Source organism: Umezawaea sp. Da 62-37 (assembly GCF_032460545.1).
Lineage (GTDB): Bacteria > Actinomycetota > Actinomycetes > Mycobacteriales > Pseudonocardiaceae > Umezawaea.
In genome coordinates, this window is sequence record NZ_CP135965.1 from 5546625 (window position 1) to 5559387 (window position 12763).

Sequence of the window (12763 nt, forward strand, 5' to 3'; positions counted from 1 at the left end):
GCGTTGCGCTTCCGGACACGGGACGGCCCAGGTCAGGTGACCGGAGCGCTCGCGAGGACCACCGCGAGGCCGAACGCCACACCCATGATGGTCAGCTCCACGGCCGCCCACGCGAACACGGCGGTCCGCTCGTGCTTGGCGATCCGCGGCAGCAGCCGCCAGCGGATGTTGGCCCCCAGTAGCGCCAACGCGCCCGCGCAGACGGCTTTGCCGAGCAGCAGCAGACCGTAGGACGTGGTGAACAGCGAGCCGGGCAGCGTGACGATCGGGTTGAGGCCCAGCTCCAGCAGGCCGTTGAACAGGCCCGTCACCGAGACCAGCACCAGGCTGATCGTGGCGAGCTTGGAGAACTTCGGCAGCGCCTCGGCCAGCAGGCCCTTCCGATGGGCCACCAGCGCGATCAACGCGCCGAGACCACCGGTCCACGCCGCCGCGCCGAGGACGTGCAGCTCCATCGAGATCATCGAGTAGTCGTGGTACTTCCAGTTCGACGCGTGCCCGGTGACCGGCAGCGGCAGCAGGCCGAACATGGCGATCAGGATGCGCAGCTCAGCGGGAACGGTCTCGCCCTTGCGGGCGGCCATCGAGCCCACCCACAGGTAGGCGAGCGCGCAGGCGGCGCTGAACAGCAGGCCCTGGCCCGCGCCGACCCGTTGGACGTAGTCGACGACGTTCGCCATGGTGACCGGCTCGTCGGGGCGGACCTGGTAGGCCCTGATCACGATGGACAGCAGCGCGGTGAGCACCCAGACCGCGGCGGCGACGACCGCGGCGGGCCTGGCGATCCGCAGCACCGGTTCGGTGATGGCCGGTCGGCCGAAGCCGAGCAGCTTCGGCAGCAGGCTCAGGCCCACCACCACGGTCGCCGAGAGGTCGAGCAGCACCCGCACCAGCGGGTGGAGGAACTGGACCACCGGTCCCGCCTCGGCGATCCCGACCACGGTCTGGGTGGTCGAGAGCGCCAAGCCGAGCAGCACACCGGCCACTCCGCCCGCGATGAGGCCGCCGAGCACGTAGTACCTGGTGGGAGCGGTGGTCCAGTTCGTCGTCACTACTTCGAGTCCTCTTTGACGCCGCCGCGCAGTGCCAGGAAGACACCACCGCCGAGCAGCACCACGGCGCCCAGGATCCACACCCAGATGGGCACACCGCCGCTGTTCTCGCCAGTGCTGCCCGCCGCGGTGCCCGCGGGGTCGGCCTTGGCGATCTCACTGGCGGGCGCGGGCGTGCCCGAACCCGCCTTGGTGAGGGTGAACTTCAGCGACTCCGTCACCGGGTGCCCGTCGGCCGACAGGATCCGGTAGCTGATGGTGTACTCGCCGGCGGGGCCGAGGGGCCGCAACTGCGCGGTGACCGTGTTGTCCCTGACGGTCGGCTCGCCGACGCCCTCCCAGTGGCCGCCGTCCGGGCTGACCACGGAGATCGCGTTGAGGCCCGGTCCGCCGTTCACCGGCTGGTCGAACGTCAGCGTGACCGACGACGGCCCGGTCTCGACGGACGAACCCGCCAGCGGGTCGCTGCTGACCAGCACGTTGTGCGCGAGCGCCGGACCGGCCACGCCGAGCATGATGCCCGCGGCGACCAGGACGGGCAGGAACAGGCGCGACAGGATCCGGGGCGGCGTCACGGAGAACTCGCGCCTCATGCCGCGGGCTTCCCCGTGCTGCGGCGGGAGCGGAGCACCGCACCGGCGCCGAAGCCGAGTCCGAGCGCGCCGACCGCGAGGCCCGCGCCACCGAGGTAGCGGGCGGTGTTGTCCTTGCCCGCGACGGCGGCTTCCGCGTGCTCGTCGCTCGCGGTCGCCGTGGCGGCCGAGGCGTCGTGGTGGTCGCCGTCGGCGGCCTTCGCGACCAGGTTCAGCACCGGAGCGGGCTTCGCGGGCTCGTCGGCGCCCTCCGCGGCGGGCGGCGCGTCCCACGCGACGACCTCGCCGCTGCTGTAGGTCTGCTTGGTCACCAGCAGCAGGCGGTCGGTGTCCTCCGGCAGCGGGCCGACGGACAGGTCGAACTCGTTGAACTGGCCTGGCTCGATCTGCACACCGGCGTCGGCGGTCCAGGTCACGGTGCTGGGAGCCTCGGTGATCTCCTTGCCGTGGCTGGTGATCGGTTTCGGCAGCTTGGCCTTGACGACCTCGGCCTTCCAGCCGGGCACGGGCTTGCTGCTGACGGAGGCCAGCGGGTACTCGGGCGGGAGGGTCAGTTCGAGCTTCACCGTGCCCGCGTCGGGCCGCTCGTTCGGTACCCGGATGGTGACCTTGGTGTAGCCGCCCTTGGCCGCGGGGCTGGGCGTGGACGCGGTGACGTGCGCCGAGGCGAGGCCCGTGGTGCAGAGCGCGATGGCGCCCGCTGCTCCGAGAACGGCGGCGCCACGGGCGAACGTGCGCGCATCAAATCGATTTGTCGACATGGAGATAATGCTCCTGGATCGTCCGGAGGTGTCAGAGGACTCGGATAACCAGGAGTACGGGTGGCCCTCGGCGGCCGTTCACGCTGCGCAGCAGTAGTTCGATCAGTACCCGCCCGGCCACCGCGCTCAGGGCGGCGACGCGGAGAGCGAGCCGGACCGGTGCCGGCGTCAGCGAGCGGGGGAGCAGGCGGGACACGGCGGAGACCAGTGCGAACAAGGCATCGTCCGCCTTGACCAGCAGCAGGCCGGTCCCCAGCACGGCGAGCGCGTGCGCGGTCGTCATCTGCACCACGTCGAACCCGAAGCCGTCCGCCGAGGTGTGGTGGTGGTGCATCAGGCCGAGCAGCTCGTGCTGCGCGAACTGCGCCGCCCCGAGCGCGGCCAGGATCGCGAACGGGCTCCGGCGGCGATCGGCCAGCGCGGTCGCCGCACCCGCGATGAGCAGCGTCAACGGCAGCGCGGGCGTGAACTCCGCCAGGCTGCCGCCCGCGGCCCCGTGGGCGGCGATCCCGAGCGCGGCGGACGTGACGGCCAGCAGCAGACCGCGTGCCACGCGGGTCGGTGCAGGCCTCGGGGTCACACCATGAGAGTAGGAGAACAACCCGCACGGGCGTAAGCCGCCGTGTTTGGGCGTTCGGAGCAGGGGGTACCGGCTAACCGGATGCAGTCCCGCGATGGTTGCCAAGCAACAAGCTCAGGAGGCCAAGTGTGACAACGCCGCTAGAACAACCCCTGCCCGGCGAACCGCCGACCGACAGCGCCAGCCAGCCGAGCACCGACAAGGTCGTCTTCGGTGTCGCGGCCGTCATCACCCTCGGCTTCGTCGCCTGGGGCGTCCTCGGTACGGATTCCCTCGCGTCGGCTTCCAAAACCTCCCTTTCCTGGATCATCGGCAACCTCGGCTGGGCGTTCGTGCTCGCGGCCTCCGGGTTCGTGGTCTTCGCGCTGTGGCTGGCGTTCAGCCGCTACGGCCGGATCCCGCTCGGCAGGGACGACGAGAAGCCCGAGTTCAGGACCGTGTCCTGGGTCGCGATGATGTTCAGCGCGGGCATGGGCATCGGCCTGATGTTCTACGGCGTGAACGAGCCGCTGACGCACTTCGTCAAGCCGCCGCCGGGCACCGTCGAAGGCGGTTCCGAGCAGGCCGTGCAGACCGCGATGGCGACCACGATGTTCCACTGGACGCTGCACCCGTGGGCGATCTACGCGGTGGTCGGCCTCGCCATCGCCTACGGCAGCTTCCGGCGCGGCCGCAGCCAGTTGATCAGCGCCGCGTTCGCCCCGCTGCTCGGGTCGAAGCGCGCGAACGGCCCGGCGGGCAGGGCGATCGACGTGCTGGCGATCTTCGCCACCCTGTTCGGCTCGGCGGCCTCCTTGGGGCTCGGCGCGTTGCAGATCGGCAGCGGTCTGAAGGTCGCGGGCTGGGCCGGTGACGTCGGCAACGGCGTCCTGGTCGGCATCATCGCCGTGCTGACCGCGGCGTTCGTCGCGTCGGCTGTCTCCGGTGTGGCCAAGGGCATCCAATGGCTGTCCAACATCAACATGGTGCTGGCCATCGTGCTCGCCGCGTTCATCTTCGTGGTCGGCCCCACGGTGTTCATCCTCAACCTCGTGCCCACCGCGATCGGCGACTAACTGCGGGAACTCGCCGACATGGCGGGCCGCACGGCCGCGTCCGGCGGTGACGCCACGGAGACCTGGCTGTCCGGCTGGACGATCTTCTACTGGGCCTGGTGGATCTCGTGGACGCCGTTCGTCGGCATGTTCATCGCCCGCATCAGCCGCGGCCGCACCATCCGCCAGTTCGTCGCGGGCGTCATCCTCGTCCCCAGCGCCGTCAGCCTGGTCTGGTTCGCCATCCTCGGCGGCACCGCCATCTTCACCCAGCGCTCCGGCGTCGACATCGCGGGCCAGTCCACCCCCGAGGGCCAGCTCTTCACCCTGCTCGACAACTTCCCGCTCGCCGCCGTCGCCGGTGTGGTCGTGATGCTGCTGGTCGCGATCTTCTTCGTCTCCGGCGCCGACGCCGCGTCCATCGTCATGGGCACGCTCTCCCAGAAGGGCTCGATCCAGCCCAGCAAGCGCGTCGTCGTGTTCTGGGGCGTGCTGACCGGCGCCGTCGCGGCGGTCATGCTGCTCGTCGGCGGCTCCGACGCCCTCACCGGCCTCCAGAACCTCACCATCATCGCCGCCCTGCCGTTCCTGGTGATCATGATCGGCCTGTGCGCCTCGCTCGCGAAGGACCTGCGCAGCGACCCGATGATCAGGCGCGAGGAACGAGTGGCCGAAGCCATGGAACAGGCCACCGCCCACCTCGGCCCGGAGGAGGCCGCGCTCCGCGCCGTGGAACAGGTCACCGCGAAGCGCTGAACACGCGAGTGCCCCCTCCGGATCGTCGGAGGGGGCACTCGCGTGTTCGGATCAGGAAACCCCGAGCCTGCGGAGCAGGTCGTTCTCGAGCACGTCCAGGTCGCCTCTCACGGCGCGGTGGGCGGCTTTGCGTCGGGGTGTGGGCATGCGTTCGGAGGCGCGGACGGCGGCGGCGAGCTTGGCGAGGTGGGACTCGGTCGCGGTGACGTAGTCGGGGTCCTTGGCGCGCAGCTCGTCCAGCGCCTGGGCGAAGCCCGCGATGCGGGCGTGCAGCCGGGCGCCCTTGCCGGTGTACTTGGTGATGTCCTCGATGCCGACGCCCAGCCTGCGGGCGCGGTAGTGGTCGTACCGGTCGCTGACCAGGCCCGCGGCCTTGGCGGCGAACGGCGCGAGCACCGGGATGAGGACCGGGCCGACGACCTTGGCCACGCCCAGCAGGTTCTTCGCCTTCGAGGGCGTGAGCCGGGGACCGAGTGCTTTGCGTGCCATGGTGGCGCCACCTCCTAGGGGGAACAGTAGAGCCGACGCCGACCCGCCGCACAAAAGATCGACACAGGAGTACCCAGGTTGCGCGCACGCCCGTCCAGGTCGCGGCATACCCTTCACCAGTGACTTCCCAGGTGCAGCTAGACGCCGGTGTGGTCACTCGTTGCCGGCGGCGGGTGCACCTAGAACACGATCCGGAGATGCGCGACGTCGACAAGGCGCCGCCGGATCCGGCTGGTGAGCAGCGCAAAGCCGACGCGAACGAGCACCGCCGACAGGTGTCGCACGCCCTGGCGAGGCTGTTCGGCTCCCAGCTCATGGAGATCCCGTTCGGCCCGGACATCCGCACCGCGGACCGCGAGCGCGTGACGCTGGCCGCGATGCAGGCGGGCACCCCGTACATCTGGGGCCCGGCGCTGCCCCGCGACCTGACCGGTGGCCGTCGCGGCGGGATCGACCTGCTGGTCAAGGACACCACCGGCTACGTGCCGGTGCTGGTGGTCCGGCACAAGACGAGCGACCCCGGCCACGGCGCGCGCACCTCGCCGCTGTCGCACCCGCTGCCCAACGGCGCGCGGGTGGACCCGACGCGCAAGGTCCGCCCCCAGCCGCGCGACCAGCTCCGGCTCGCGCACGCCCAGCGGCAGCTCCAGGCCGCCGGGTTCGCCAAGCACGGCCGCGCGATGGCGGGCGTGATCGGCATGGACGCCGACGTGGTGGTGTGGCACGACCTGGAGGCGCCGACCTGGCCGGGCGGCCGGACCGCGCTGGCCGAGTACGACGCCAGGTTCTCCGACCGGCTCGCCGTCGCCGGTGCCGCCGACCGCGGTGACGAGCCGCTCGCCCGGCCGTCGCGGATCGTGGAGTGCAAGTCCTGCCCGTGGTGGCCGACGTGCGAGGTGGAGCTCAAGCGCACCCGCGACGTCAGCCTGGTCGCCCGCGGCGAGGACGCCACCGCGCTGCGCAGGGTCGGGGTGTCCACTGTGGACCAGCTGGCCGCGCAGACCGTGGGCGAACCGCTGGTCCCGTTGGTGGGCATGCCGTTCGACGACGCGGTCGTCCTGGCCCGCGCGTGGCTGCGCGACCTCACCGTCGTCCGCCGGTCCGAGCGGATGGTGGTGCCGCGCGCCGACGTCGAGGTGGACGTCGACATGGAGAGCTTCGCGGACCTCGGCGCGTACATGTGGGGCTGCTGGCTGTCCGGCGAGAACGTCGACGAGGAGCCGGGCTACCGGGCGTTCGCGACCTGGGACCCGGTGCCCAGCGACGACGAGGCGCGCTCGTTCGCCGAGTTCTGGACGTGGCTGACCGCCGTCCGGCTGCGCGCCCTCGCGCGCGGGCTGAGCTTCCGCGCCTACTGCTACAACGAGCTGGCCGAGAACCGCTGGCTGCTGGGCTCCGCCGAGCGGTTCAAGGGCATGCCGGGCATCCCGCCGATCGCGCAGGTCCGCGAGTTCATCAAGTCCGACGCGTGGGTCGACCTGTTCGGCATCGTGCGCGAGGAGTTCCTCTGCGCGCACGGCAAGGGCCTGAAGACCATCGCCCCGGTCGCCGGGTTCACCTGGCGCGACCCGGAGGCGGGCGGCGAGAACTCCATGCGCTGGTACCGCGACGCGGTCGGCATGGACGGCAACCCGCCCGACGCCGACCAGCGCCGCAGGCTGCTCGAGTACAACGAGGACGACGTCCGGGCCACGCACGCGCTGCGCAACTGGATGTCGTCCGAGGAGATCAAGCTGCTGCCGTTCGCGGGCGACCTCGAAGGGCCGCCCGCGTCGGCGGAGTAGCTAGCGGGGCGCCATCCGGAGCGCGCCGTCCATGCGGATGACCTCGCCGTTGAGGTAGTCGTGCTCGACGATGGTCAGCGCGAGCTGCGCGTACTCGGCGGGCAGGGCGAGGCGCTTCGGGAACGGGACGCCCGCGGCCAGGCCCGCGCGGAAGTCGTCGGACACGGTGGCGAGCATCGGGGTGTCGACGATGCCGGGCGCGATGGTCATCACGCGGACGCCGACGGACGACAGGTCGCGCGCGGCGGGCAGGGTCATGCCGACGACGGCGGCCTTGGACGAGGCGTAGGCGACCTGGCCGATCTGGCCGTCGAACGCGGCGATGGAGGCGGTGTTGATGACGACGCCGCGCTGCCCGTCCTCCAGCGGCTCGGTCCTGCCGATCGCCTCCGCGGCCAGGCGCAGCACGTTGAACGTGCCGACGAGGTTGATCTCGATGACCTTGCGGTACAGGTCGAGGTCGTGCGGACCGCTCTTGCCGACGGTCCTGGTCGACGGGCCGATGCCCGCGCAGTTGACGACGATCCGGAGCGGGGCGCCGGAGCCCGCCGCGGTGTCGACGGCCGCCTGGACCTGCTCGGGGGAGGTCACGTCGGCGGCCAGGTAGGTCACGCCCTCGACGGCCTCGGCCTTCTCGATGGCCGCAGGCAGGTCGAGCGCGAACACCTTCGCCCCCTTGACCGCCAAGGCGCGAGCCGTCGCTCCACCGAGGCCGGACGCACCACCCGTCACGATCGCCGCGGTACTCGTGATCTGCATGCGGCCAGGTTAACGCTCGTTCAGCGCAGGCTCTTGCCCCGGTGGTCGGAGAAGTGCAGCAGTGCGACCAACGGCACAGCCGCCAGCGCCGCGAGTCCCACGAACAGCAGCAGAATCAGCAGTAGCTCCATGCGGTGAACAGTGCTCCCATCGTGGTCCTCCGCGCGCCGTCCGCCAGAGGGGTTGTCTTCGTGCACTCAGGGGATGACCCGTGTCACGCTGAGCTACACCTCGATGATCGACTTTTCTCCGGGGCCGTTCGTTAGCAGGGGTAACCAAAAGTGCCGGCACCGCGTAAGTTGGCCCTGTGTTCACCACCCGGCCGGAACTCGTCGGCACCCACGGCATGGTCGCCTCCACCCACTGGCTCGCCTCCTCGGCGGGCATGGCGGTGCTGGAAGCAGGGGGGAACGCCTTCGACGCCGCGGTCGCCGCGGGCTTCGTCCTCCAGGTCGTCGAACCGCACCTCAACGGTCCCGGTGGCGAGGTGCCGGTGGTCTTCTCGGCCGTCGGCGAGTCCTCGCCGCGCGTGCTGTGCGGCCAGGGCGTGGCACCGGCGGGCGCGACCATCGAGCACTACACCGGCCTCGGCCTGGACCTGGTGCCCGGCAGCGGCCTGCTCGCCGCCACCGTGCCCGGCGCGTGGGACGGCTGGCTGACGCTGCTCCGCGACTACGGCACCAAGTCGCTGCGCGAGGTGCTGGACTTCGCCATCGGGTACGCCCGCGACGGGTTCCCGCTGCTGGAACGGGTCTCGAACACCATCTCGACCGTCTCGACCCTGTTCCGGGACCACTGGACCACTTCCGCGGCCCAGTGGATGCCGGACGGCCGCGTGCCCGAGGCGGGCTCGCGGTTCCGCAACCCCGAGCTGGCCGACACGTGGGAATGGCTGCTGGCCGCCGGTGAGGCCGCGGGCGGCGACCGCGAGGCCCAGATCGAGGCCGCTCGCCGCGCCTGGTCGCAGGGCTTCGTGGCCGCCCAGATCGAGGAGTTCGGCCGCGGCCGGTTCCGCGACGACTCCGGCCGCGACCACGCGGGCGTGCTGACCGGCGCGGACATGGCCGGGTGGGAGGCGACCTACGAGGACGCCGTCACGGCGGACTTCGGCGACTGGACGGTCGCCAAGTGCGGCGCCTGGTCGCAGGGACCCGTTCTGCTGCAACAGCTCCGGCTGCTGGAGGGCTTCGCCGATCGACTGTCCTACGTGGACGGCAAGCCCACCGCGGAGACGATCCACCTCGCCGTGGAGTGCGCGAAGCTCGCGTTCGCCGACCGCGAGGCCTGGTACGGCGACACCGGCGACGTGCCGCTCGACGTGCTGCTGTCCCGCGAGTACGCCGACCTGCGCCGCGGGCTCGTCGACGAGACCGCGTCGCTGGAACTGCGCCCCGGCACGCCCGGCGCGGCGGAGGTGGTGCTGGCCGAGCACATCCGCCGCGGCCCGAGCGCGATGGCCGACCTCGGCGGCGCGATCGGCGAACCGACCGTCGGCCCGACCGGCACCACCAAGGGCGACACCGTGCACGTCGACGTCGTGGACCGCTGGGGCAACCTGGTCTCCGCGACCCCGTCCGGCGGCTGGCTCCAGTCGTCGCCGACCATCCCGTCGCTCGGGTTCTGCCTCGGCAGCCGCGCGCAGATGTTCTGGCTGGACAAGGGCCTGCCGAACTCGCTGGCGCCCGGCAAGCGCCCGCGCACCACGCTGTCGCCGTCGCTCGCGCTGCGCGAAGGCGTGCCCGCGATGGCGTTCGGCACGCCCGGCGGCGACCAGCAGGACCAGTGGCAGCTCGGGTTCTGGCTCGCGCACACCGTCGGCGGTCTGAACCTCCAGCGGTCGATCGACGCGCCGCTGTGGCACACCAACGCGTTCCCCAGTTCGTTCTTCCCGCGCGCCTGGACGCCGGGTGAGGTGGTCGTGGAGTCCCGCGTCGGCGCCGACGTGCTCGCGAACCTGCGCGAGCGCGGGCACTCCGTGGTCGACGCCGGCGAGTGGACGCTCGGTCGGATGTCCGCGGTGGCGAGGGATTCCAGCGGCGGCCTGCTCCGCGCCGCCGCCAACCCCCGCGGTGCCCAGGGCTACGCCGTCGGCCGCTAGGTCACCACCAGTAGTTGTCCTGGGGTGCGTAGTGCTCCTCCAGTTCGGCGATCTCGCCGGTGGTGAGCCGGAGGTCCAAGGCCGCGACGGCGTCGGACAGGTGGTGCGGTTTCGTGGCACCCACGATCGGGCACGACACGACGGGCTTGGACAGCAGCCAGGCCAGCGCGACCCCGGCCATCGGGACACCACGGGCCTCGGCGACCTCCTGCAGCGCGTCCACGACGGGCTTGTCGACGTCCCGGTCGAACGCCTCGGCGACGGTGTCGGAGGTCGAGCGCGTGGTCGCCCCACCCCACGGGCGGGCCGCCCTGCCCTTGGCCAGCGGCGAGTACGGGGTGAGTCCGACGCCCTGGTCGAGGCACATCGGGATCATGTCCCGCTCCTCCTCCCGCTTGAGCACGTTGTACTGGTCCTGCATCGCCGAGAACGCCGTCCACCCGTTCACCACGGCCACGTGCTGCATCTTGGCGAACTGCCACGCCCACATCGACGACGCGCCGAGGTAGCGGACCTTGCCCGCCCTGACCAGGCCGTCCAGCGTGGCCATGATTTCCGCGACGGGCGTCTCGGGGTCGAAGCGGTGGACGTAGTAGACGTCGATGTGGTCGGTGCCCAGCCGCCGCAGCGAGGCGTCGACCTGTTCGAGGATCGCCTTGCGGGACAGGCCGCTGCCACCGGGGCCGTCGTGCATCCGCCCGCTGACCTTGGTGGCGAGCACGACGTCCTCGCGGCGGGAGAACCTGTCGACCGCCCGTCCGACCAGCTCCTCAGAGGTACCGCCCTGGTAGACGTTCGCGGTGTCCCAGAACGTGACGCCCAGCTCGACGGCCTGCCGGAAGAACGGCGCCGCGTCGTCCTCGTCCAGAGTCCACCGGTGCATGCCCGCGGCCGGGTCGCCGTAGCTCATGCAGCCCAGCCCGATCCTGCTCACCGTCAAACCGGTGCCACCCAGCCGTGCGTACTCCACCTCGAAGCCTCCAACCAGTGGTGCGGCTACCGGGCGGGCTCGGTGGCCAGTTCGCCGATGGCCGCCGCGGACGGCGAACCGGGCTCGGCGGAGTAGGTGATGATCATCTGTTCCGGCGCGCCCGGCACCGGCAGCGCCTCGTAGGCCAGCTCCAGCGGGCCGACGCGCGGGTGGTCCAGCCGCATCGTCCCGTACGGCACGGTCCACACCTCGTGCGCCGCCCACAGCTCCCGGAACTCGCGACTCGCGGACAGCTCGTCCACCAGGGCCGCCATCCGCGGGTCGTCCGGGTACAGGGCGGCCTGCATCCGCAGCCCGCCGACGGTGTTGTTCGCCTTGTCCTCCCACGGCGTCCACAGCTCGCGCGACGACGGGTGCAGGAAGATCAGCCGCGCCATGTTGTCGTGCACGTCCAGGTCCACGCCGTACACGGCCCGCGCCAACGGGTTCCACGCCACGATGTCCATGTGCCTGCCCAGCACGTACGCGGGCGACCCGGTGATGCTCGCCAGCAACCACCGCAACCCCGGCCGCACCTGCCCGGCGGGCACGGGCCGCTTCGGCGGTCGGGCCAGGTTGTGCAGGTGCGTCCGCTCGCCCTCGTCCAACCGCAGCGCCCGCGCCACCGCGTTCAGCACCTCGTCCGACACGTTGGCCAGCCGCCCCTGTTCGAGGCGGCCGTAGTAGTCCGCGCTCACGCCCGCGAGCTGCGCCAGTTCCTCGCGCCGCAGCCCCGGCACGCGCCTCCGCCCGCCGAACGTCGGCAGGCCGGTCTCCTCGGGCGTCAGCCGCGCCCGGCGGGACTGCAGGAAGTCCCCCAACTCCGTCATGCCGCACAGCGAACCACGGTTTGCCAGACCTAGGTTGAACGGGCATCTGGGTAAGCCGTTCCGCAGGCCGCAACCTTGGCGCATGACGAACATCGAAGAGCAGCGCTTCATCCGCGTCGGCGGCATCGACCAGTGGATCCAGATCCGCGGCGGGAACCGCGACAACCCCGTCCTGCTGGTCCTGCACGGCGGCCCCGGTTCCCCGTACGCGCTGTTCACGCCGTTGCTGCGGGAGTGGGAGGAGCACTTCACCGTCGTGCAGTGGGACCGCCGAGGTGCGGGGAAGACCTTGGGCCGCAACGGCCGCGAGGGCTGCGGCGAGATGTCGTTCGAGCGGTGCGCGCAGGACGCGGTCGAGGTGGTCGAGTTCCTGCGCGGCCACCTGGACAAGGACAAGGTGGTCCTGCTCGCGGGCTCGATGGGCACCATGATCGGCACCCCGCTCGTGCAGCGCAGGCCCGACCTGTTCGAGGCCTACGTGGCGACCGACCTCTACGTCGACATGGTCGACAACGAGGCCGAGTCCTACCGGCTGGCGCTGCTGAAGAACCCCAAGGCCGCCAAGGCGCTGGCCGCGATCGGCCCCGACCCGACCGCGTGGGACCACAAGGCGTGGGAGGTGAAGATGCGCTGGAGCATGGACAACGCCGTGCTGGGCAAGCTGTTCATGCCGCTGGTGCTCAAGCGCGAGGTCTACGGCTGGCGCGACCTCCGGCACGTGCTGGCCGGGTTCGGGTACTCGAAGAAGGCGCTGTTCGACGACTTCATGGGCTTCAGCGCCGAGCCGGACTTCGAGGTGCCGGTGGTCTTCCTCCAGGGCGCGGACGACGAGGTGACCGTCCGCTCGCTGGCCGAGGCCTACTTCGCCCGCGTGACCGCGCCGAGCAAGCGGATGGCGCTGATCCCGGACGCGGGCCACTTCGCCGCGTTCACCAGGCCCGACCGCTTCCTCGCCGAACTGCTGGGCGCAGTGGAACGGCCCTGACCCGAGGGGGGAGGGGGCCAGGGCCGTTCCGGCCTCGGGGGAAGTCGACCGGCCGCCCGCGCCGGCACGTGG

General features: G+C 71.5%; 11 protein-coding genes and 1 pseudogene. 4 read left to right on the forward strand and 8 right to left on the reverse strand.

Annotated features, from left to right (window positions below; all coding sequences use genetic code 11):
• Positions 1–32: 32 nt before the first annotated feature.
• From RM788_RS25370 to RM788_RS25385, 4 genes are read right to left on the reverse strand one after another with little or no spacing between them, the layout of a single operon-like run.
• On the reverse strand, positions 33–1052 hold the full coding sequence (locus tag RM788_RS25370; protein ID WP_315934244.1) for a CopD family protein: 1020 nt from the start codon (positions 1050–1052) through the stop codon (positions 33–35).
• Positions 1052–1645: a copper resistance CopC family protein gene (locus tag RM788_RS25375; protein ID WP_399344756.1), complete on the reverse strand. Its 594-nt coding sequence runs from the start codon at positions 1643–1645 to the stop codon at positions 1052–1054. The genes RM788_RS25370 and RM788_RS25375 overlap by 1 nt, the downstream gene beginning before the upstream one ends.
• Positions 1642–2406, reverse strand: coding sequence for a YcnI family copper-binding membrane protein (locus tag RM788_RS25380; protein ID WP_315934245.1), 765 nt, complete (start codon positions 2404–2406; stop codon positions 1642–1644). The genes RM788_RS25375 and RM788_RS25380 overlap by 4 nt, the downstream gene beginning before the upstream one ends.
• A gap of 31 nt (positions 2407–2437) precedes the next feature.
• On the reverse strand, positions 2438–2986 hold the full coding sequence (locus tag RM788_RS25385) for a hypothetical protein (RefSeq protein ID WP_315934246.1): 549 nt from the start codon (positions 2984–2986) through the stop codon (positions 2438–2440).
• 152 nt (positions 2987–3138) lie between these two features.
• On the opposite strand from RM788_RS25385, the pseudogene RM788_RS25390 reads away from it, so the two are divergent.
• Positions 3139–4776: pseudogene (locus RM788_RS25390) on the forward strand (BCCT family transporter).
• A gap of 51 nt (positions 4777–4827) precedes the next feature.
• Here the strand turns inward: RM788_RS25390 and RM788_RS25395 are convergent.
• Positions 4828–5265 (reverse strand): DUF6474 family protein, encoded by a 438-nt coding sequence (locus RM788_RS25395; RefSeq protein ID WP_315934247.1) that lies wholly within the window; start codon positions 5263–5265, stop codon positions 4828–4830.
• 119 nt (positions 5266–5384) lie between these two features.
• Between RM788_RS25395 and RM788_RS25400 the strand changes: the two genes are divergently transcribed.
• On the forward strand, positions 5385–7049 hold the full coding sequence (locus RM788_RS25400) for a TM0106 family RecB-like putative nuclease (protein ID WP_315934248.1): 1665 nt from the start codon (positions 5385–5387) through the stop codon (positions 7047–7049).
• Here the strand turns inward: RM788_RS25400 and RM788_RS25405 are convergent, their stop codons facing one another.
• A complete protein-coding gene (locus RM788_RS25405; RefSeq protein WP_315934249.1) occupies positions 7050–7808 on the reverse strand; it encodes an SDR family NAD(P)-dependent oxidoreductase in 759 nt (252 codons plus the stop codon).
• A gap of 307 nt (positions 7809–8115) precedes the next feature.
• On the opposite strand from RM788_RS25405, the gene RM788_RS25410 reads away from it, so the two are divergent.
• Positions 8116–9906, forward strand: a complete 1791-nt coding sequence (locus RM788_RS25410; RefSeq protein WP_315934250.1) for a gamma-glutamyltransferase family protein — start codon at positions 8116–8118, stop codon at positions 9904–9906.
• Position 9907: 1 nt separating this feature from the next.
• Here RM788_RS25410 and RM788_RS25415 read toward each other — a convergent pair whose 3' ends face one another.
• On the reverse strand, positions 9908–10876 hold the full coding sequence (locus RM788_RS25415) for an aldo/keto reductase (protein WP_315934251.1): 969 nt from the start codon (positions 10874–10876) through the stop codon (positions 9908–9910).
• 26 nt (positions 10877–10902) lie between these two features.
• Complete coding sequence (locus tag RM788_RS25420) at positions 10903–11706, reverse strand: helix-turn-helix transcriptional regulator (RefSeq protein WP_315934252.1); 804 nt, start codon at positions 11704–11706, stop codon at positions 10903–10905.
• Positions 11707–11788: 82 nt separating this feature from the next.
• Between RM788_RS25420 and RM788_RS25425 the strand changes: the two genes are divergently transcribed.
• Positions 11789–12691, forward strand: coding sequence for an alpha/beta fold hydrolase (locus RM788_RS25425; RefSeq protein WP_315934253.1), 903 nt, complete (start codon positions 11789–11791; stop codon positions 12689–12691).
• The last annotated feature ends 72 nt before the right edge of the window (positions 12692–12763 follow it).